Origin of the sequence: Nocardioides sp. Root682, from assembly GCF_001427795.1 — a bacterium.
Taxonomy (GTDB): domain Bacteria; phylum Actinomycetota; class Actinomycetes; order Propionibacteriales; family Nocardioidaceae; genus Nocardioides.
Map to the genome: position 1 here is coordinate 597,204 of NZ_LMHJ01000001.1, position 20,334 is coordinate 617,537.

At 67.1% G+C, this 20,334-nt stretch carries 20 protein-coding genes; 7 read left to right on the forward strand and 13 right to left on the reverse strand.

Annotated features, from left to right (window positions below):
• Positions 1-24: 24 nt before the first annotated feature.
• Together cls and ASD84_RS24965 are read left to right on the forward strand one after the other, a co-directional pair.
• Complete coding sequence (cls, locus tag ASD84_RS02890) at positions 25-1,497, forward strand: cardiolipin synthase (RefSeq protein ID WP_056706489.1); 1,473 nt, start codon at positions 25-27, stop codon at positions 1,495-1,497.
• Between the two features lie 182 nt (positions 1,498-1,679).
• The gene (locus ASD84_RS24965) at positions 1,680-1,892 is read left to right on the forward strand and encodes a hypothetical protein (protein ID WP_156391546.1); all 213 of its coding nucleotides are present in this window, start codon (positions 1,680-1,682) and stop codon (positions 1,890-1,892) included.
• Here the strand turns inward: ASD84_RS24965 and ASD84_RS02895 are convergent, their stop codons facing one another.
• From ASD84_RS02895 to ASD84_RS02940, 10 genes are all read right to left on the reverse strand, one after another.
• Entirely contained in the window at positions 1,893-3,392 is a 1,500-nt protein-coding gene (locus tag ASD84_RS02895) for a SulP family inorganic anion transporter (protein WP_056706491.1), read from the reverse strand.
• An 89-nt stretch (positions 3,393-3,481) separates the two neighbouring features.
• A complete protein-coding gene (locus tag ASD84_RS02900; protein WP_056706494.1) occupies positions 3,482-4,786 on the reverse strand; it encodes an HNH endonuclease signature motif containing protein in 1,305 nt (434 codons plus the stop codon).
• Positions 4,787-5,259: 473 nt separating this feature from the next.
• Entirely contained in the window at positions 5,260-6,036 is a 777-nt protein-coding gene (locus tag ASD84_RS02905; RefSeq protein ID WP_056706496.1) for a prepilin peptidase, read from the reverse strand.
• A gap of 20 nt (positions 6,037-6,056) precedes the next feature.
• The gene (locus ASD84_RS02910; protein WP_056706497.1) at positions 6,057-8,303 is read right to left on the reverse strand and encodes a hypothetical protein; all 2,247 of its coding nucleotides are present in this window, start codon (positions 8,301-8,303) and stop codon (positions 6,057-6,059) included.
• Positions 8,300-8,950, reverse strand: a complete 651-nt coding sequence (locus ASD84_RS02915; protein WP_056706500.1) for a prepilin-type N-terminal cleavage/methylation domain-containing protein — start codon at positions 8,948-8,950, stop codon at positions 8,300-8,302. The genes ASD84_RS02910 and ASD84_RS02915 overlap by 4 nt, the downstream gene beginning before the upstream one ends.
• Before the next feature lie 5 nt (positions 8,951-8,955).
• The gene (locus ASD84_RS02920; RefSeq protein ID WP_056706501.1) at positions 8,956-9,423 is read right to left on the reverse strand and encodes a prepilin-type N-terminal cleavage/methylation domain-containing protein; all 468 of its coding nucleotides are present in this window, start codon (positions 9,421-9,423) and stop codon (positions 8,956-8,958) included.
• A complete protein-coding gene (locus ASD84_RS02925) occupies positions 9,423-10,628 on the reverse strand; it encodes a type II secretion system F family protein (protein WP_056706503.1) in 1,206 nt (401 codons plus the stop codon). The genes ASD84_RS02920 and ASD84_RS02925 overlap by 1 nt, the downstream gene beginning before the upstream one ends.
• A 2-nt stretch (positions 10,629-10,630) precedes the next feature.
• Positions 10,631-12,367 carry a GspE/PulE family protein gene (locus tag ASD84_RS02930; protein WP_082573119.1) on the reverse strand — a complete coding sequence of 579 codons (1,737 nt, stop codon included), beginning with the start codon at positions 12,365-12,367 and terminating at the stop codon, positions 10,631-10,633.
• Between the two features lie 13 nt (positions 12,368-12,380).
• Entirely contained in the window at positions 12,381-13,484 is a 1,104-nt protein-coding gene (locus ASD84_RS02935) for a type IV pilus twitching motility protein PilT (RefSeq protein WP_235530950.1), read from the reverse strand.
• Between the two features lie 67 nt (positions 13,485-13,551).
• A complete protein-coding gene (locus ASD84_RS02940; RefSeq protein ID WP_056706506.1) occupies positions 13,552-13,881 on the reverse strand; it encodes a prepilin-type N-terminal cleavage/methylation domain-containing protein in 330 nt (109 codons plus the stop codon).
• A 207-nt stretch (positions 13,882-14,088) separates the two neighbouring features.
• Between ASD84_RS02940 and ASD84_RS02945 the strand changes: the two genes are divergently transcribed.
• From ASD84_RS02945 to ASD84_RS02955, 3 genes are read left to right on the forward strand one after another with little or no spacing between them, the layout of a single operon-like run.
• The gene (locus ASD84_RS02945) at positions 14,089-15,138 is read left to right on the forward strand and encodes an alpha/beta fold hydrolase (protein ID WP_056706508.1); all 1,050 of its coding nucleotides are present in this window, start codon (positions 14,089-14,091) and stop codon (positions 15,136-15,138) included.
• Between the two features lie 32 nt (positions 15,139-15,170).
• Positions 15,171-15,419 carry a type II toxin-antitoxin system Phd/YefM family antitoxin gene (locus tag ASD84_RS02950; protein WP_056706510.1) on the forward strand — a complete coding sequence of 83 codons (249 nt, stop codon included), beginning with the start codon at positions 15,171-15,173 and terminating at the stop codon, positions 15,417-15,419.
• A complete protein-coding gene (locus ASD84_RS02955; RefSeq protein WP_200954388.1) occupies positions 15,416-15,820 on the forward strand; it encodes a type II toxin-antitoxin system VapC family toxin in 405 nt (134 codons plus the stop codon). Before ASD84_RS02950 ends, ASD84_RS02955 begins: the two co-directional genes overlap by 4 nt.
• 77 nt (positions 15,821-15,897) lie before the next feature.
• Here the strand turns inward: ASD84_RS02955 and ASD84_RS02960 are convergent, their stop codons facing one another.
• Together ASD84_RS02960 and ASD84_RS02965 are read right to left on the reverse strand one after the other, a co-directional pair.
• Positions 15,898-16,683: an SDR family NAD(P)-dependent oxidoreductase gene (locus tag ASD84_RS02960; protein ID WP_056706512.1), complete on the reverse strand. Its 786-nt coding sequence runs from the start codon at positions 16,681-16,683 to the stop codon at positions 15,898-15,900.
• A gap of 72 nt (positions 16,684-16,755) precedes the next feature.
• Complete coding sequence (locus tag ASD84_RS02965) at positions 16,756-17,187, reverse strand: Lrp/AsnC family transcriptional regulator (protein ID WP_056706513.1); 432 nt, start codon at positions 17,185-17,187, stop codon at positions 16,756-16,758.
• A 90-nt stretch (positions 17,188-17,277) separates the two neighbouring features.
• Here ASD84_RS02965 and ASD84_RS02970 point away from each other — a divergent pair, with 90 nt between their 5' ends.
• Entirely contained in the window at positions 17,278-18,171 is an 894-nt protein-coding gene (locus ASD84_RS02970; protein WP_056706514.1) for a phenylalanine 4-monooxygenase, read from the forward strand.
• 117 nt (positions 18,172-18,288) lie between these two features.
• Entirely contained in the window at positions 18,289-19,311 is a 1,023-nt protein-coding gene (locus ASD84_RS02975) for a hypothetical protein (protein WP_082573345.1), read from the forward strand.
• A 39-nt stretch (positions 19,312-19,350) separates the two neighbouring features.
• Here the strand turns inward: ASD84_RS02975 and ASD84_RS02980 are convergent, their stop codons facing one another.
• Positions 19,351-20,277, reverse strand: coding sequence for a LysR family transcriptional regulator (locus ASD84_RS02980; protein ID WP_056710580.1), 927 nt, complete (start codon positions 20,275-20,277; stop codon positions 19,351-19,353).
• Positions 20,278-20,334: the final 57 nt, after the last annotated feature.

The following is a 20,334-nucleotide window of genomic DNA, read 5'->3' on the forward strand; positions in this document are numbered from 1 at the left end:
CTCCGGGTCTCCTAGGGTGCAGCCATGACCTGGCCCGACCCGACGTCGACCCTCGGCTGGATCTTCCTCGGCGTGGAGGTCGTGCTCCGCCTCGTCGCGCTCGGTGTCATCCCCGGCAACCGCAAGCCGTCGACCGGCATGGCCTGGCTGCTGCTGATCATGGTGGAGCCGATCGTCGGGTTCCTTGTCTTCCTGCTGTTCGGCCGCACCCGGCTGGGCAACCGCCGGGTCGGGCGCCAGCGCGAGGCGATGGACGCCATCCGGGAGCGCACCGACCGGCTCCCGATGACGTTCGACACCAACCGGCTGTCCGCCCCGATCGCCCGGGTCGCGTCCCTCAACCACCGACTGGGGGCGCTCCCCCTGACCGGCGGCAACGAGGTGCAGCTGTGGGACGACTATCCCGGCGTCATCCTCGAGATGGCCGCGGAGGTCGACCGGGCACGGAGCCACGTGCACGTGGAGTTCTACATCACCGCGTGGGACGACGTGACCGACCCGCTCTTCCAGTCGATGATCCGCGCGACCGGCCGCGGGGTCGACGTACGCCTGCTGTTCGACCACCTCGGCTCGCGCGGCATACCCGGCTACCGGCAGATGCTGCGCCGGCTCCGCAGGACCGACATCGACTGGCACCCGATGCTGCCGATCAAGCCGCTCCAGGGCCGGTTCCGCCGTCCCGACCTGCGCAACCACCGCAAGATCCTCGTGGTCGACGGCAGCGTCGGGTTCACGGGTTCGCTGAACCTCACCGAGCCTTGTTACAACAAGCCGAAGAACCTGAAGCTCGGCCGCGCGTGGGTGGAGCTGATGGTGCGCCTCGAGGGCCCGGTGGTCGGCGGCCTGAACAGCATCTTCGCGACCGACTGGTACGTCGAGACGGGCGAGCCGGTGGAGCTGGTCGCCGTCCACGGCGCGCCCGACGTACGGCCCGACGAGGTGCTCGACGTGCCCTGCCAGGTGGTGCCGAGCGGCCCGGGCGTCCGGGCCGAGAACAACCTGCGGATGTTCACCACGCTGATCTACGCCGCCACGGAGCGGGTCTCGCTGACGTCGCCGTACTTCGTCCCCGACGAGTCGTTGCTGTACGCCGTCACCACAGCCGCCGAACGCGGCGTCGACGTGGAGCTCTTCGTCAGCGAGGTCGCCGACCAGTTCATGGTCGGGCACGCCCAGGCGTCGTACTACCGCGAGCTGCTCAGGGCCGGCGTCCGGATCCACCGGTACCCGGCGCCGTACGTCCTGCACGCGAAGCACTTCACGATCGACGACAACGTGGCCGTGATCGGTTCGAGCAACATGGACATGCGCTCGTTCGGCCTCAACTACGAGGTCTCGCTGATGCTCCCCGACCCGGCCGTGGTTGCCCGGCTGCGCGAGGTCCAGGACGGCTACCGTGCGCTGTCGAAGGAGCTCACGCTCTCGGAGTGGGACCTCCGGCCGCGTCGGACGCGGTACGTCGACAACGTCATGCGCCTGACTGCCGCCCTGCAGTAGTCGCTCGTCGGTAGCCACCGGTCGCTAGTCAATTGTGATGGGACCTTGTCCCGCTTTCGGCCGGACCTTGCCCTGTCCCATTGCGCCTGTGACGCCCGTCATGGATATTCGGAGAACAGGGCCCCGACGGAGGGTCAGGGCCCTGGCCAAACGAGGACTCGGGCACAACTGGGGGAGCAACGATGAGCGCAGTCGCGTCTGAAACCGTTCTGGATCAGAGCCCGTTGGTGGCCCCGACCGGCCCGCGCCTCTCCCCCGAGCTCGAAGAGGTCATCCTCGAGATCGCCGCTTCCGAGCGTGCGCTCGACGACTTCCTCAACCGCAGCGACCGCCTGCACGACAGCAACATCCAGCACGACCCGTCGTCCTGCCTGGTCTGCTTCTCTGCGCGCTGATCAGGGCGACGGCAGCTCACCCGACAACCGTTCGTGCCGCTCCGCGCTGGCCGCGTTGAGCCCCGTGATCGTGACGACCTTGCCCTTGCGCTCGTACTTCGTCGTGATCGCGTCGAGCGAGGCGACGGTCGAGGCGTCCCAGATGTGCGCGTCGGCGAGGTCGATGACCACACGGTCGGGATCCCCCGCGTAGTCGAACTGCGTGAAGAGGTCGTTGCTGGAAGCGAAGAAGAGCTCGCCACTGACGCGGTAGATCGCCGTCGGTCCGTGCTCGTCCTCGACGAGCTCGCGCTGCGTCGTGGTCAGGTGCGCAACCCTGCGTGCGAAGAGCGTCATCGCGACGAGCACCCCGACCCCCACGCCGATCGCGAGGTTGTGGGTGGCCACGGTGACCACGACGGTGGAGACCATGACGGTCGTCTCGGACTTCGGCATCCGGCGCAGCGTCGCCGGCCGGATGGAGTGCCAGTCGAAGGTCCCGACGGAGACCATGACCATCACGGCGACGAGTGCGGCCATCGGCATGATCGCGACGACGTCGCCGAAGCCGACGACCAGGATCAGCAGGAACACACCGGCGAGGAAGGTCGAGATCCGGGTCCGCGCACCGGAGACCTTCACGTTGATCATCGTCTGCCCGATCATCGCGCAGCCGCCCATGCCCCCGAAGAACCCGGTGATCAGGTTGGCGCCGCCCTGGCCGAGGGCTTCGCGGGTCTTGTCGGAGTGCGTGTCGGTGATGTCGTCGACGAGCTTGGCGGTGAGCAGTGACTCGAGCAGTCCGACGACGGCCATCGCCAGCGCGTACGGCGCGATGACCTGCAGCGTGTCGAGCGTGAACGGCACGTCGGGCAGGAACCAGGTCGGCAGGCTGTCGGGCAGCTGGCCCTCGTCGCCCACGTCGGGCACGTCGATGGCGCCGATGACCACGAACGCGGTGAGCGCCACGATCGCCACCAGCGGCGCGGGAATCACGTGGTTGATGCGCGGGAACCCCACGATGATCGCGATGCCGACGGCGATCATCGGATAGACCAGCCACGGTACGTCGACGAGGTGGTCGACCTGCGCCTCGAAGATCAGGATCGCGAGGGCGTTGACGAACCCGACCATCACCGAGCGCGGGATGAACCGCATCAGGCGGGCCGCACCGGCGAGGGCGAGCGCGACCTGGATCAACCCGCCGAGCAGCACGGTCGCGATCAGGTAGTCGTAGCCGTGGTCGCGCATCACCGGCGCGATGACCAGCGCCACGGCCCCGGTGGCGGCGGAGATCATCGCCGGCCGTCCGCCGAGGAACGAGATGGCGACGGCCATCGTGAACGACGCGAACAGCCCGATCCGCGGGTCGACCCCGGCGATGATCGAGAACGAGATGGCTTCGGGGATCAGCGCGAGCGCGACGACGAGGCCGGCCAGCACCTCGGTGCGCAGCAGGCGCGGGGAGCGCAGCGCCGCCCGGACGGACGCTTCGGGCGGGGCAGCGAGGGCGTTCGTCATGGCGGCCTCACCCTAGGTGGCGCTGCACCAGGCCCCAAGTTCGTCGAGTAGCCGCGAGGAACGAGCGGCGTATCGAGACGCCCCGACTCCTATCGCCGTCGGTAGAACCTGACATCCCCGTTCGCCAACAACTCGTGCGAGTACCCCCGGTCATGGATCCGGTGATGGTGGTGACTGCAGAGACAGATCCCGTCGTCGAGGTCCGTCCTTCCGCCCTCTGACCAGGGTTTGAGGTGGTGGGCCTCCGTCCATGCGGCCGGGATGTCGCAACCTTCCGCACGGCAGCGCTTGTCGCGGAGTCGAAGGGCCTTGCGCTGGGCCTTGGAGAACAGGCGTCGGGAGCGGCCCAGGTCGAGGACCTCACCCTTTCCGCCCAGGACAACGGGGATGATCGCGGCCTGGCAGGCCAGCCGGCGAGCCTCTTCGGCGGAGATCTCGGTGTCGCCTGTCAGTACTCCGGCTGCCGCGAGCTCAGCCAGCAACTGCTCCTTGGTCATGGTGACGAGCACGGTGGTTGCGTCACCGCCGTGCTCGGGAAGGCGGTCCGGGTCGAGGAGCTCCAGCAGCGCGGCAAGGGCCAGCGCATACGCCCTGTGCTGCGGCACCCGCTCCCCCTCGTTGGTCGACGCGGACCGCGAGCCCGCCACGTTCGTCGAGCCGTCGGTCGAGGAGGTTGCGCTGCAACCGTCTCGAGACCCGCGCCGCGGCGACGTGTACGCCTGCAGGTACGCCTTGAGTCGTTCAGCCCACGCGGTCGGCAGCGTCCCCCACACCCGCGTCCGCCCGTCCCCGAGGTCCCTGAACTTCAGCGACGCCTTCTCCCGCGCCCGCTGCTCCTCGGCCTCGAGCTGCCTGCCCGCCTCTTCCTCAGCGATCTCGGGCGCGACGACGTCCAGGACGTGTCGCGCGAGCCTGCGCAGCTCGCGCGGCCGGAAGTCGGCGGCGTACCCGACCAGGGTCTGCTCGGCCGAGGCAAGCACCTCCGGCCCGAGCTCCTTGGGCAGCGCGTCGATGCCGGCCACGATCGCGCGAGCCTGCGCCTGAGACACCCGGCCCTCCCGCATTCCGGCAGCGACCAGCGGCCGCTTCTCCAACGCCTTCGCCAGATGCAGGTCGGCGCATGCCGCCTTCGAGTCTGCTTTCGTCGCCTGGGAGAACCATGCCGCGGCGTCGCGCGCACCCGCCTCTTCGGCGACGTCGTCTGCTGTCGCGAGCACTCGCATCTTGAGCTCTGCCAGAGCAGCTTCGCCAGCCGCGATCCCCACCAGTGCGGCCTTCTTGTCGTCGGTCGACATGAAGACCGGCTGGACATCGGCGACGTCCTTGATCGCGTCCGAGACCGTCTGGGTGCACGCGACGATCGGGTGGACACCCGTGGCGATGCTTGCGGTCATGGCGGTCTCTCCTGCGGACGAGCACGGTCGAATCACGTGTCGTCCCGCCGGAGGCATCCCTACGGACGCTATTACTCACCGATCTGCGGAACTGGCCAGGGCGCCTCATCCCCGTACGAGGCATCAACGTCGTGACCTGCGGTCAATCGTACACCCGTTCGAACGGCAAGGGAACCATCAAGTCCAGGAAACTTGACCGAAGTTTCGTTCGCATCGGGCTCGATAAGCGACAGACTTGGTGGCCGTACACCAAGTCAGGCCGTGGTGGGTCGGGTCATGCAGGGGACACTGCACGGGTTACGGCCCACCACGGCCTGTTGGGAACCATTGCATCACCCGGCGTGCGCGAATTCGATCCCCCACTTCCGCTGGTCCCGACCCGGTCCGGTGGTTGAGGTGCGAGCGAAGCGAGCCTCGAAACCTCGCCCAAGGTCGTCGAGTAGCCGCGAGGAACGAGCGGCGTATCGAGACGCCTAGAACCCGATCGCGTCCAGGTAGAAGTCCCCGAGATTCCCGGCTCCCAGGATCGCCGCGAACGCACCCAGGATCATGAACGGCCCGAACGGCACCGCGCTCTTGCGCCCGGCCCTGCCGCCGGCCATCAGCATCACCCCGGCGACCGCGCCGAGCAGGAACCCCATGAACGCACCGACGAGGAAAGTCCCCCACGTCAGGTACGCGGTCATCCCGCCGACGATCCCGGACAGCTTCACGTCGCCGAAGCCCATCCCCCCGGGCGCGATCAGCCAGACGATGAAGAAGAACGCGAAGAGGATCGCCGCACCTTCGGTGGCGCGCAGCAGCGCTCCCCCGTCCCAGCCGATGACCAACAGGCCCGCCAGGACGACGTACGACGGCAGGACGATCTTGTCCGGCAGGCGCTGGACGTCCAGGTCGATGAGCGCGAGCGCGATCCCGATGGCCACGAAGGTGAGGTACGCCGGCAGCAACCGCAGTCCCTGCTCGTCGGTCCCGAGCCGCAGCGCCACGAGCACGAACGCCAGGCCCGTACCGGCCTCGACGAGCGGGTACCGCGCACTGATCGGCTCCCCGCAGTCGAAGCACTTCCCGCGCAGCATCAGCCACCCGACCACCGGCAGGTTGTGCCGGTTGCGGATGGGCGCCTTGCACTTCGGGCACGCCGACGGCGGGCTGACGATCGACTCCCCCGCCGGCACGCGGTGCGCGACGACGTTGAGGAACGACCCGATGGCGAGCCCGAGCAGGCCTGCGAAGATCGGGACGACCACCGAGAGAAGTTCCTGCTCGCTCAGCGCTGGTGACTCCAGCTCATGATGGTGACCTCACGGTCGTTGGTGGTACTGGCATCAGCATCTCTGTCCCAGACCTGTGCCCGCACCTTCAGCGCGAGTTTGCCGGTCGCACTACACGTCGGAGAGTTGGGGCACACATAGACATTGAACTGCACCAGCGTTCCGTTGAGCCCCAGCCCAGGCGAGTTGTCCGGCAACTCAATGACTGCGCCCGTGAACTTGAACGCACCGTTGAGGTCGATGTGCAGGGCCCTCGCGATGATTCCCCACCGGAAGACTTGGGCATTGGTGTTGGCGACGTTGAGATAGACCTTGCCGAGAGGAACATAGGTGGTCCCCTGAAGGTACGGCTCGCCCTTGCCATTGGTCGCTGAGTCGATCGCCGCGCAACCACCAACGGTCGTCGTGCAGTTCGTCGAGATCGCCGCCGGGCCGCGCATCTGCGGCACGTAGTACTCCAGTTCGAGCCGAATGGCGTCCAACTGGGCGCTCTGATTGCGGTTCGCGGTCGCAGTGAAGTCGATCGATGCGCCGGTGTAACCCCTGTCGTGAATACTCTTGGCGAGGGCGTTGTACACCGTCGTCTGCGCTGTCTTGAGGTCGATCGTCTCCGTGGTCAACGACGTCGGCCGTGTCAGGTTGAACGGTCCCAGGGTGGTGCTGCCAGCCACCGATGGTGTTATCCGAATTGTCGATGCCGTCGTGCTGGCCGAAGCCGCCCTGTGGCGAACGACCAACCGAGCCGCCTTGAGTACTGCACCCTTGTCAATGGTCGACGGCGGCGCGAAGCCTCCCATGGTGATGGTGCGTGTCTCGTTGCCGGCCGTGCCCGTCAGCCCGACGCGCTTCCACGTGGCAATACCGTTGCCATCGTTCTGGAGAGCCGCTGCCGTCAGCGGAATCGGGCTCACTAGCGGACGAGGATCTGTCTCCGGGTTGAGAGCGAAGGTCTCCGGATCCGAGCCCGTCCCCGTGACGGTCGGCGTACCGGACGTCGTCAATCCGCCGGCCGAGCCGGTCAGAGTCGTCAGAGTCGGGTTGCTCCCGGTCTTGTTTCCGTACACCACGATCGGCGGACGCGTGCTGCGGTAGGTGGCGCAGAGCTCCACCAGCGAGTCAGTGTCGAACATAAGTCGGCTGTCGCCGCCAAAGATGAACTGGACACCCTGGGCGCCAGCGTCAGAGATCGGGTTCTGGCATGCCCCGGGGATAGTCGTGGCCCCTGACGGAGTTCCACCGCCAATCAGTTCGCCGCCAATGACCCGAGTGCCAGCGATCTTCCAGATGTTGTCGCGCTCAGCCCCGGTGATTCCGTTCTCGTAGAGGGGATCTCCGTTCGACGACTTGTTGTGAAAATCGAAATAGTAGGAGCCCGTTCGGAACCAGACGATCTTGTTGCAACCGGTGGTGAGGTCCGTCAGAGCCTTGGCGTCGTCGTAGTACCCAGGCTGAAGTTCAACGTAGGTGCCGGTGCATGACGGAACCGTCCGCAGCACGGGGATGGTCGAGATATCCGCCGGATAGTTCGGGTCCGACGGGCCGCCGCCGGCCGGGCAGGACTTCGTGTATCCGGCGCTGACGGTGACGTTGTCACACGTTCCTGTACGCGCACGGACATTCGCGTCATTGACCTCGATAGCACCGGAAGCGCTGATGTTGGAGTTCGACCGGATGCCGCCGCGGACCCGCAGTGTCTTGTTCGCGTTGGAGAGGCCGTTCTCTCCCCCGCTGTTGCCCAAGGTGATGATGGCGTCGCCGGGGCTGTTGGCGTTGCTCACGTGCCGAACCGTGCCTTGAGCACCCGTCGCGTCCTCAGGGACACACTCGACATATGCGGACGTCGGAGCATCTCCGCTGGACTTCGTCGCCGGGTAGAAACTGCTGAGCAGCAAGTCGTCGTCCTCGGTGACGAAACCGCCCTTGCTCTGGCCGAAACAGCCGTCACCCGGTTCGTTGGTGAACACCCAGTTCGTCGGAATCACGGTGCCAACTGCGTCGTCGGCTGTGTCCCAGTAGCCGGTGCGCAAGCCGTTCAAGACCACCTGGGCAGCGCCGTCGGCCGCGTAGGTCGTGCCGGCGACCGCACGCAGTTTGATGGTGGCCCGGAGGCTGCCATCGCCGCGCGTCAGGACCAACCCGGTGACCAGGGCCACCACGGTAACAATGATGATCGCAAGCACCAGAATCGCGCCGGTATCGTCGAGTGCTCCTCGACGAAGCCTGCTGCGCAGTCGGTCGATCATGTCTGTCTCCGTTCACCAGAGATGGTCTCGGTGTAGTTGGTGGTGCCGTTGCCCTCGGCGTCCAGGATCGAAAGGGTGAGACTGACGGACGCCGGCACGTTGACTCCCGCACCCGTGCATGAGGAGCCTCCAGCACCAGCGCAGGTAATGACTGGCGTAGCCGTGAGGTTGTCGGCAACCTCGACGGTAGTTGGGCTTGTGCCGCAGCGGACGCGGATCAGGTCGAACCGCGTCCCATCAGGCTTCGTGACGTAGGTGACCTTGATCGTGGTGGGGGAAGCATCCGAGTCGAGTGACGAATACTCGCTCCACGCCAGGGTCACCAGGGGTGTCGAGCCGGACGGCCCTGCGCACGCGCTGAGACCTACCGACTGCTCGAGCGCAAAGGAGTGCACGGCCTCATCGTCGTTGTACACGTTGGAGCGGACACCGATGCTCGCAACATCGCGCTGCCAGTAGGCCGTCACGAACTGGAGGTCCTGAGATTCGGTCATCCGGGACTGCGTGTCGACCGAGAACTTGAGGTAGCTGATCACAACGCCTGCGATGCCGGCGGAGATGGTGCCCATGATGACGACCGTGATGAGCAGTTCGATGAGGGTGAAGCCCGAGGGGTCTCGGCGAGCGCGCCGCAGCCTGCCGATCATTGTCCTCAACATGGCGCGCTCGGATCACAGCTTCGGCGCACGATGATAATGAGTTCCTCGGTGGTGCGATTGTGGGTGCCCTCGCTGTTGACGATCAGCTTCACTCGCTGGACTCCGGCGTCACTCGCGCAGGCCAGCGTGGCGCCATCACCCGCCAGTGGCACGACGCTGTCGACAGTGGCGTCGTAGCCGGCTGGAACCGTGAAGCCGACCGTTGCAGGCGAGTAATCGACCCCACCGCCGCACGCGTCGTAGTGGCTGTCAGCCGCTTCGACGTAGTCCTGGATCTTCTCGGCATAGTTGCGCACGAAAGCGCCCGCAGAGCTCTGCTTGCGGTGAATATCTGAGGCCTTGATGCTCAACTGCAGGCCGGCCATGACGGCCAGACCAGCAGTGCCGAGGATGACGAGCGCGACCAGCATCTCCACCAGCGTTGCGCCAGCGTCGGAGCGGAGGTCACGGCGTGGATGCATCAGAGTTCCACCTGATCAAAGATGCCGTACATCGCGGACACAAGTGCGACCGCAACGAAGCCGACGATCCCACCCATCACGATGATGACGATGGGCTCGATGAGGGCCGTCAACTTGGCGATCTTGTAGTCGAGTTCGTCCTCGTAGTACTGCGCCGTCACCTCGAGCTGGGTGTCCATGGAGCCGGTTTCCTCGCCGACGCGCAGCATCGAGGTAGCCGTTCCGGGGAACAACTGGGTGCGTGCCAACGGGCCGGCAATGCCCTGACCTTCCAGCATGGCCTCGTTGACCTCGTTGAGCCGCTTCATGAAAACTCGGTTGCGCAGCGAGTCCGTCGAGACGCGTAGGCCCTCGGTCAGATTGACGCCAGCACCGACCATCGACGCCAGAACGCGGCAGAACCGTTCGACCAACGCGTATTGGATGGTCTCGCCCAGCACCGGCACCTTGAGCACAAGCGCATCGCGGGCGTATTTGCCCTTCTCGAAGCGAAGCGCGATGAACGACAGAAGGGCCACAGCTCCGAGGCCACCGAGCATCGCCCACCACCAGTTGCCCATGAACTCGGTCGTGTTGAGAAGCATCCGCGTCGGCAGCGGCAGGTCGGCGTCCAAGTCATTGAAGAAGTCCTCGAACTTCGGCAATACATAGATCGCCAGCACCAACACAGTCACGACGGACATTCCCGCCACCACCGTGGGGTAGAGCATGGCCGACTTGATCTTGCGACGGGCCTCGAGGTCGCGCTCGATGTAGCGTGAGAGACGCGCGAGCACCGTGTCGAGTTCGCCGGTCAACTCGGCGGAGCGGACAATGCCACGGTAGAACTCCGGGAACACCTTGGGATAGCGCTCGAGCGTGTCCGAGAACCGCTCTCCAGTCCGCAACCCGTCTTCGATCTCGTTCATCATTCGGCGGACCGAGGAGTTGTCGCTCTCGGTACCAATGGCGTGGACCGCGTCAAGGATCGGCAGGCCGGCTTTCAGGAACGCGGCGATCTGGCGGGACAGGTGCATGACCTGTTCACGCTTGATCCGCGGCCCCGAGATCTCGTACTGCAAGACACTCTTCTTCTCGGTGACCTTGAGATCCCGCAACTCCCGCTCATAGAGCGCGATCTCGGCGTCTCCTCGACTCGGTGCCTTTTCCGTGCCTTTGACTCGGGCTCCGTCGAGGTCGACTCCGACATAGGCGAACTTCGGCATGTTCAGACTCCCGCGACGTAGATCGAACGCATGACTTCACCGGCAGTGGTGGTGCCGAGGGTGACCAGGTTGGCGGCTTGTTCCTGCAAGGTGCGCATGCCCTGCATCCGGGCCAACTTGCGCATCTGGTCGTGAGGAGCCTTGTCAATGATCAACTCGCGGACCTCGTCGGTGATCACGAGCATCTCGTAGACACCGATCCGCTCGAGATAGCCGGTCTGCGCACAGAAATGGCAGCCGGTGCCCTGCTGGAAGCCGGCAATAGGCTCCGATCCTCCGAAGGCTTGGAGGAAGGCGAGTTCATCCGGGGATGGCTGGTAGGGCGCGAGACAGGACGTACAACTGCGACGGACCAGGCGCTGTGCCACGACGGCGGTCACCGACGAGGCGATCAGGAAGGCCTCGATCCCCATGTCGAGCAGGCGGTAGAGCGCCGAGACCGCCTCGGTGGCGTGCAGCGACGAGAGCACGAAGTGGCCGGTGAGGGCGGACTGCACGGCGATGCGCGCGGTGTCGACGTCACGAATCTCGCCGACCAGGATCACGTCCGGGTCTTGCCGGAGGATGGACTTCAACCCGCCGGCGAAGGTGATCCCCGCCGCCTCATTGATCTGGATCTGGTTGATCGAGTCGAACTTGTACTCGACCGGATCCTCGATCGTCATCAGGTTGCGGTCCGGGCTGTTCAGTTCGCCCAGCGACGCGTAGAGCGTGGTGGTCTTGCCGCCGCCGGTCGGGCCGGCGCAGATCACCATGCCGTAGGGCGAGTGGATCAATGCAGAGAACCGAGCCGCAGTATCGGGTGGCATCCCGAGTTGGGCGAGATCGAAGAGCGGACGGCTCTTGTCGAGCACCCGCATGACGACCTTCTCGCCGCCGACGACAGCTGTCGTCGACACCCGGATGTCCACGTCGCGGCCCTCGACGTCCATGCTGATCTGGCCGTCCTGCGGACGGCGCCGCTCGACAATGTTCATGCCGCCGAGGATCTTGACGCGACTGACGATGGCCGGACCGATGGAGCCGGGAAGGTCCAGGACCTCGGTGAGAGCGCCGTCGATGCGGTAACGCACCCGGACGCGCTCGCCGGTCGGCTCGATGTGGATGTCGGAAGCACGGTCGCGGAGAGCCTGGGTGATCACCATCTGCACCACCCGGACCACCGGCGCTTCTTCGTTGGCGCTGGCGATCTCCAGGTTCGCGGCCTCGCGCCGCAGGTTGTCTCGGGCTTCGAAGGCCTGGATCTGGCTGCCGACCTCGCGTGTCGCTCGGTGCGCAGCATCGATGCTGCGGTCGAGATCGCGCTGCGTGGCAACGAGGGCCTTGACCGGACGCCCCAGCAGAGTCGATACCGCGGCCATGCGCTCCGGCGCAGGATCTACCACGGCGACCGTAATGGCGTCGTCGTCCGCGGCGACTGGAAGCGCCTGCAGCGTGACGGCCTGATCACGCGTCAGCAGGAGAACAGCGTCCTTGTCGGGCGCGAGGTCACGGAAGTCGGCAAGACCGACACGATGATGCTCAGCCAATGTCCGCGCGAGCACATCGTCAGTGATGTGTCCGCCGTCGACCAGCTTCGTCGCGAGCGAGCCGCCTTCCTGCGCGCGTGCGGCGTCCAGTTGGTACGGCTGGACCCGACCGGCGCCGACGAGAATCCGCCCGAGCCGTTCGTCGTCCTCGTCGGACCGAGGCACCAACACCGGCGCCTCGACCTTGCTGTGCTTGCCCTTCAGGCGCATGCGGAACTACACCTCACCGGCCCGCGCCGACGGAATACCTCGGGCGTGCCTCGATGTCCTTGGGGTAGAGGCTGCGCGCAATGGCGTCCTCTTCGGTCACGATCCCGGCCTGGATCAGATGCGAGAGCGACTGCTCGAGCGTGATCATCCCGTCCTGGGAGCCGGTCACCAGCGAGTTGCGCAACTGGTGGGTCTTGCCTTCCTTGATCAGGTTGCGCACCGCGGGAGTCGCCACCAGCACCTCGTAGGCGGCCGTCATGCCGCCGCCGATCTTCGGGATCAGGCGCTGATAGACGACGCAGCTCAAGGCAGCAGCGAGCTGGACCCTGATCTGGGCCTGCTGCTCGGCCTGGAAGACGTCGATCATGCGACCGACCGACTGCGCGGTGTCGTTGGTGTGCAGGGTCGCGAACACGAGGTGTCCGGTCTCCGCCACGGTCAGCGCAAAGGCGATGGACTCAAGGTCACGCATCTCACCGACCAGCAGGACGTCCGGGTCCTCACGAAGGACCGAACGCAGAGCGTTGGGGAAGCTCTCGGTATCGGTGCCGACCTCGCGCTGATTGACCGCGGCCATCTTGTGGTCGTGGACGTACTCAATAGGGTCCTCGACGGTGATGATGTGGCAGCCGCGATTGGTGTTGATCAGGTCAATCAGCGACGCGAGGGTCGTGGACTTTCCCGACCCGGTCGGACCGGTCATCAGGATCAGGCCCTGGTGCTTCATCGCGAGATCGCGGAGCGCCGGGGGGAGACCGAGATCGTCCGGAGTGGGCACGGTGCGCGGGATCATCCGCAGCGCCACGGCAGTCAGGCCGCGCTGGGTGAACGCGTTGCCACGGATCCGGGCGTGCTCACGCCATGAGAACGAGAAGTCGAACTCGTGCTTGGACTCCCAAGCCGTCTGTTGCTCGGGAGTGAGCACCTCAGCGAGAAGCGCGTTGGTCTCCTCGGCCGTCAGTGCGGACTGGCCAGGAACCGGTGACAAAGTGCCGTCGACACGCAGCATCGGCGGCAAACCGACCGTGAGCAGGAGGTCAGTGCCGCGGACTTCCCACAATGCCGAGAGCAGTTGGTCGATCCGGTCACCGATGCGGTGCACATGGTGGAACATCATTTCCCCTCACGGACGGCTGAAGGAGGGCCGCCGCCAAGCGACGGCCCTCCCTGAAAACAAGCTCAGATCAGAGCGCGTCGCAGTCGGCGCCGATTGCGGCCGGCGGGGTGCCACCGATGCTGGTGACGTACTCGTCGGGCTCGGACTTCAAGAAGCCACCCGAGACGAGGGCAGCCGTGTTAGCGGGCTCCGTGCCGTTCTCGGCGTAGAAGGCTTCAATGGCAGTGTCGACGATGCGGAACTCCGTCTTGCAAGCCGCCTGCTCACCGTTTTCGGTGATGCCGCGGACGGAGAACACCACAATCGCGGCGAGCACGCCGAGGATGATGATCACGATGAGAAGCTCGATGAGGGTGAAGCCGTTGTCGTTCCGACGGCGGTCAAGGGTGCGGAGCATGCGAAGTCCTTAGGAGTAAGGGAGGGAGGTGGAGAAGGACCAGGCCCGAGCTCTGATGGAGCAATCAAACGGCTCCCGCGACACCGCGTCAGGGCAATAGCAGAATCTTTACTTTTGGTCTAGACCAGATCGGTCACGATTTCCGGGATCACGGCGCGCAGGCGGGGATTTCCTCCGAATGGATGCGACGTACGCCACACTGTCCGCGTGGCTGCCAAGGACTCCGTCGTCAACCTGTGGGACTTCCTCGTCAAGGGCGGCATCGCCGACCTGAGCCGGACGCCGTCCGAGATCATCGCGTCCGGGCGCACCCTCGAGCTGCATCGCTACGACAAGGTCAAGGGCGTCCGCGCCAAGGGTCTGCCCGTGCTGCTCGTGCCGCCGCTCGGCGCCCAGGCATCGTGCTTCGACCTGCGCCGCGGCCTGTCGATGGTCGAGGACTTCGTGGGCCGCGGGCGGCCGACGTACCTCGTCGACTACGGGCCCATGAAGGGCGCGGACAGCAAGGTCGGCATCGAGCACTTCATCAACGACGTACTCCCCCAGGCTGTCCGGAAGGTCTCCGAGGACGCCGGCGGGCGCGACGTGCACCTCGTCGGGTGGTGCATGGGCGGACTGATCTCGATCGGCACCACCGCCATCCACCCGGACCTCCCGATCCGCAGCCTCTCGATGGTCGCCAGCCCGTTCGACATGTCCAAGCAGCCGATGCTCCGCCCGGTCCGGGCGATCGGCAAGGTGACCGGCGGACGACTGGTCGGTACGGCGCTCAAGGCTGCCGGCTCGGTCCCGGCCCCGCTGGTGAGCATCGGATTCAAGGCGACCGCGATCCCGGTGTACCTCAAGAAGCCGCGCACGCTGTGGAACAAGCGACAGGACCGGGAGTTCCTCGGCCAGATCCAGGCCATCGACGCCCTGATGAACAACATGCTGACCTACCCCGGCCGGGCAACCATTCAGGTCTACCAGAAGATGGCGATCCGCAACGAGCTCGCCACCGGCAAGGTCCAGGGGCCGAACAAGATGGTCGACCTCGCGGACATCAAGGTCCCCGTGATGAACGTCGCCGGATCGACCGACGTCCTCGTCCCGCCGCCCGTCGCCCACCACGTCGGCGACCTCGTGCCCAACTCCCCCGACGTCCGGATGCCCACCGCACCCGGCGGCCACCTCGGCGTACTCACCGGCACGAAGGCGCCCGAGACGACCTGGGCGTTCATCAACGAGTTCATCGGGAAGCACGACCGGAAGCGCTGACCGCCGGGTAGCACAGGTGCTACCCTTGAGGCATGGCAACCGTGGGACTGCGCGAACTGCGTCAGGATGCGTCCGAGCTGGTGCGCCGGGTCGAGGCCGGCGAGGAAATCACCATCTCCGTTTCCGGGCGACCCAGCGCGGTCCTGGTGCCGGTGAGGCCAACCCGCTGGCGTGCCTGGGGAGACGTGGCGGACCTGTTCCGCGGCCCGACCGACCCGGACTGGGAGCACGATCGCGCTCTGGTCGATGAGGAGATCCGCGACCCCTGGGCAGCTCGATGAGCTCGAGCGAGACGCCCGTGGAGCGAGCGATCCTGGACACCAGCGTGATCATCGACGAAAGCGTCTCGCCGATACCCGGCGTTCTCGCCATCAGCGCGGTGACACTGGCCGAGCTCCACTTCGGCGTCCTGGTGGCCAAGACCAGCCAGGTGCGGGCCGAGCGGTTGAGGCGACTCAGCATCCTCCAACAGCGGTTCGACGCACTTCCCGTCGACGACGCAGTCGCTGCCAGCTACGGCCGCATCTCAGCGGCTGTCGTCGAGGCCGAGCGCAAACCAAGGAGCCGGGTGATGGACCTCCTCATCGCAGCCACTGCTCACGCGCACGGCGCTCGCCTCTACACCCGCAATCCTGCCGACTTCACCGGCCTCGAGGGCTTGGTCGACGTCGTCGCGGTGTGACGGGGCATCTCGATACGCGGCTCGCTGGCGCTCGCCGCTACTCGATGATCTTGGGGGTTACTCGATGATCTTGGGAGCTACTCGACGAGCTTGGGCGGGGTCGGGCGGCGGAGGGCGCGGTCGACGACGGGCGGGGCGTACCGGATCGCAGCAGCCGCCAACCGGCTGCCTCGCGGCACGACCAGGAAACCGCGGCGACGGCGCAACGCCCGCAGCAACGCGGTGGCGACCTGCTCGGGGGTGAGGGTCGCGACGCTCTCCTCGGCGGCCAGCACCTCGGCCGGCTTGTGCTTGTTCTCCTCGTCGAAGCCCGGGGTCAGGGTGTTCGGCGGGCAGAGCACGCGGACGTCGATGCCGTACGGCCGCACCTCACGGCGCAGCGCCTCCGAGAAGCCGATCACGCCGAACTTCGTCGCGCTGTAGACGGTGTAGCCGAAGACGCCGGCCAGGCCGGCCATCGACGACGTCGTCACGATCGTGCCCCTCCCCGCGGCACGCAGGTGCGGCAACACCGCCCGCGCCACGTTGATCGTTCCGACGAGGTTGGTCGCCACCATCCCGGCGATGTCGGCCTCGGGCAGCTCGTCGAGATAGCCCGGGCGGGCGTACCCGGCGGTGGTGACCACCAGGTCCGGTACGCCGACCTCGGCCACCAGGGCGTCCACGGTCGCGGTCGTCGTACTCGCGTCCGTGACGTCGACGGAGCAACCGATGGCACCCGGGCCGAGCTGGGCGAGGGCCGAGTCGATCTTGGCTTGAGACCGGGACAGTACGACGACCTGGGTGCCCGCCGCCGCCAGCTGGGTGGCGACGGCCAGGCCGATCCCCTCGGATCCACCGAAGACGAAGGCGCGTTCGAACATGGGTGGGACGTTAGCGCTCGGGCGTCTCGATACGCCTCGCCTGGCGGCTCGGCTACTCGACGAGCTTGGGCTCTACGACGGCCCGACGTGCTCCTCGAACACCAGCACCGTCTGGGTCGCCACCACCTCGGGCAGCGCCTGGATCCGCTCGAGGACCAGCTCGCGCAGGTGCTCGGCGTCGCGGGCGCGGACCAGGATCACGCAGTCGAAGTCACCAGCGACCAGCGCCACGTGCGCGGCCTCCTCCATCGCCCACACGTTCTTGCGGAACGACTTCCACGAGTTCTGCTTGATCCGTACGTGCACGTACGCCGGCAGCCCGAGCCCGAGAGCGGCGTGGTCGACGTCGATGGTGAAGCCCCGGATCACCTTCGTGTCGATCAGCCGCTTCACCCGCGCGTACGCCGTCGCGCGGCTGAGTCCGATCCGTGACGCGACGTCTCGGATGGACGTGCGTGAGTCGACGCGCAAGATGTCCAGAATTTCCCGGTCGACGGCGTCCATGCTGGACATCCTGCCACCGCGCACGCCGTACGGAAAGCCAATCGTCTGACCCTGCTCGTCATTTCGTGGACTGGGTCACACAATGAAGACATGTTTGAGGAAGCACAGACCTTTGCCCCGGTGACGACCGACGAGGACGGATCCCTCAAGGTCCACCTGGGCGCCGACCACCCCGGCTTCGCCGACGCCGACTACCGCGCCCGGCGCGACGCCCTCGCGACGCTGGCCAACGCCTGGCGTCCGGGCACCCCGTGCCCGACCGCGGAGTACACCGACGCCGAGCACAAGGTGTGGCGCGTCGTCAGCGAGGCGCTGGTCACCAAGCACCGCGCCTACGCGTGCCGCGAGTTCCTCGACGGCAAGGAGTCCCTCGGCCTCCCCATCGACCACATCCCGCAGCTGGCCGAGGTCAGCGAGTGGCTCGCCCCGCTGACCGGATGGCGCTACGCCCCGGCCGCCGGCCTCGTCCCCCTGCGCGACTTCTACGGTTCGCTCGCCGACAAGTCCTTCTGGTCCACCCAGTACGTCCGCCACCACTCGGTGCCGCTCTACACGCCCGAGCCCGATGTCCTGCACGAGGTCGTCGGCCACGGCAACACCCTCGCGAACCCGCGCTTCACCGCGCTCTACGAGCTCGCCGGCCAGGCCTCACGCCGCGTCCGGACCACTGAGGCCCTGGAGTTCATCAGCAAGGTCTTCTGGTTCACCCTCGAGTTCGGGATCCTCTGGGAGGGCAGCGACCTCAAGACGTACGGCGCCGGCATCCTCTCCTCCCCCGGCGAGATCGAGGCGTTCCGCGGCATGGACATCCGCCCGCTCGACATCTCCGACATGGGCAGCACCTCCTACGACATCACCGACTACCAGAACGTCCTGTACGTCGCGGACTCGTTCAGCCAGGTCGAGGACGTGGTCGGTGGGTTCTGGGCGTCGTGCACCGACGACTCCATCGCGCGGTTGATGGCTGTTCCGCAACGCACCTGACGAACCTGCTCCCATTTTTCGGTTTTCGGGACACGTTCGTCAGGTACGACGGCGCGCCCCGCCGACCCCTGTGGATGACGCCTGCACGGCTCGCGGAAATTGCCGATGCTCGCCGGCATGCCCCTCGACATCACTCGGTCCGGCCTCGTCGCGCCGACGAGGATCGACCCGTCCGGCCTGAGCGGACCGACTGCCGGCCAGGCGCGCGGACCGTACTGGCGCACCGCCGGGCCACGCCACCACGTCCCCGCTGACGTCCCCGTCACGACGGAGCAGCGGATCGTCGAAGCCGTCGGCGCCTTGCCGCCCGGCTCCGCCGCGACCGGGTGGGCCGCTCTGCACTGGCTCGAGGCACGGTGGTTCGACGGACTTTCCGCTGACGGCTCGCCTCTCCCGGTGCCCGTCGCGCTCGGTGACCAGCGCTGCGCCCGCAACCGGCCCGGCGTCACGCTTTCCGAGGACTGGCTCTTCGCCGATGACGTCATCGTGATCGACGGCCTCCCCATCACCATCCCGGAACGCTCGGTGACCTACGCCGCCCGGACCGCCCGAGACGACATCGCCGCGGTGCGCGACATCGACATGGCGGCGTACGACGACCTGGTCGACCTGGACGGGCTGCGCTCCTACACCGCCCGACTGGCTGGGCGGTCCGGCAAGCGCCGACTCCTGCGGGCCCTTGCCCTGGCCGACGAGAACTCCTGGTCGCCGATGGAGACCGTGATGCGCCAGGCGTGGCGCGGGCATCGCGATGCGAGCCTCCTGTGCAACACGCCGATCTTCGACCTCGACGGCAAGCACCAGTTCACGCCCGACGTGTTCGACCCGGCCACCGGCGTGGCCGGCGAGTACAACGGCGCGGACCACCGGATCGGCGGACAGCACAGCCGCGACCTGATGCGTGAGGAGCTCACCCGACGCCTCGGCATCGAGGTCGTCGCGATGATGGCGGGGCGCGGCGAGATCGCGCGTTTCCAGTACCGCCTCGACGGCGCACTGGCCCGAGCCGCCCAACGCCGCGGCCCGCGACCGTGGACCGTTGTCCAGCCCGAGAAGTGGGTGGACACCTCGACGGTGGCCAAGCGACGCGCCCTCACCGCGGATCAGGCAGAAAGGTGGCTCCGCCACCGTCGTACCTGACGAATGTGTCGTGAATTCGGCGAATTCACGACACATTCGTCAGGTGCGATGGCCTCGGGCGGCCCAGGCGACGAGCTCCCGCGCGGGGCCCTCGGGCGGGTGCGGCCCGCCCTGCCAGACGGCGTGCAGCCGCCGGGTCAGGTCCAAGCCGCTCACGGTGATCCGGACCAGCCGACCGGTGGCCAGGTCGTCGCCGACGGCGTGCGCGCCCACGGCAGCGGGGCCGGCACCGGCAGCGACGGCGGCCCGGACGGACGCCGTGCTCGAGAGCTCGAGGACGGGTTGGGCGCGGGGCAGGTCGGCCAGGGCGCGCTCCAGCACGGTGCGCGTTCCCGACCCCGCCTCGCGTACGACGAGGGGCGTGGCCGCGAGGGTCTCGGCGGTCACGCGGCGGCGGGATCGCTGTGCCCACGGGTGGGTCGGGCCGACCACGACGACCAGCTCGTCGGTACCGACCAGGCGGCGCTGCAGGCCGCCCGGCGCGTCGGGGCCCTCGACGAACCCGAGCGCGACGTCGCCGGCCAGGACCAGCTCGGTGACGCGTTCGGTGTTGGTGGCGGTCATCGTGATGTCGACGGGCACCTGACCGCGCTGGACCTGTTGGGCGCGCAGGCCGACCAGCCACCCGGGCAGCAGGTGCTCCGCAATGGTCAGGCTCGCGGCGATGGCGAGGTGGCCGCGGCGGTCGACGCGCATGGCGGCGATGCCGGCGTCGAGCTCGTGGGCCGCGTCGAGCACCCGACTGGCCCACTGGACCAGGAGCTCGCCGGTCGGCGTGAGCTCCGAGCCGCGCTTGCTGCGGGTCACCAACGGTTCACCGACGAGCGACTCCATCGTGCGCACCCGGGAGGACGCCGCCTGCTGGCTGATCCCGAGCTCACCGGCCGCCGCACCCAGGCTGCCCGTGCGCGCGACGACGACGAGCAGCTCGAGGGCCCGCAGCTCCGGGACGTGGGGACTCAGCACGGTCACAAACCTACCTTGTGAGCACCCAACCACAACCTCGTTCTGTGAGCTGCCGCT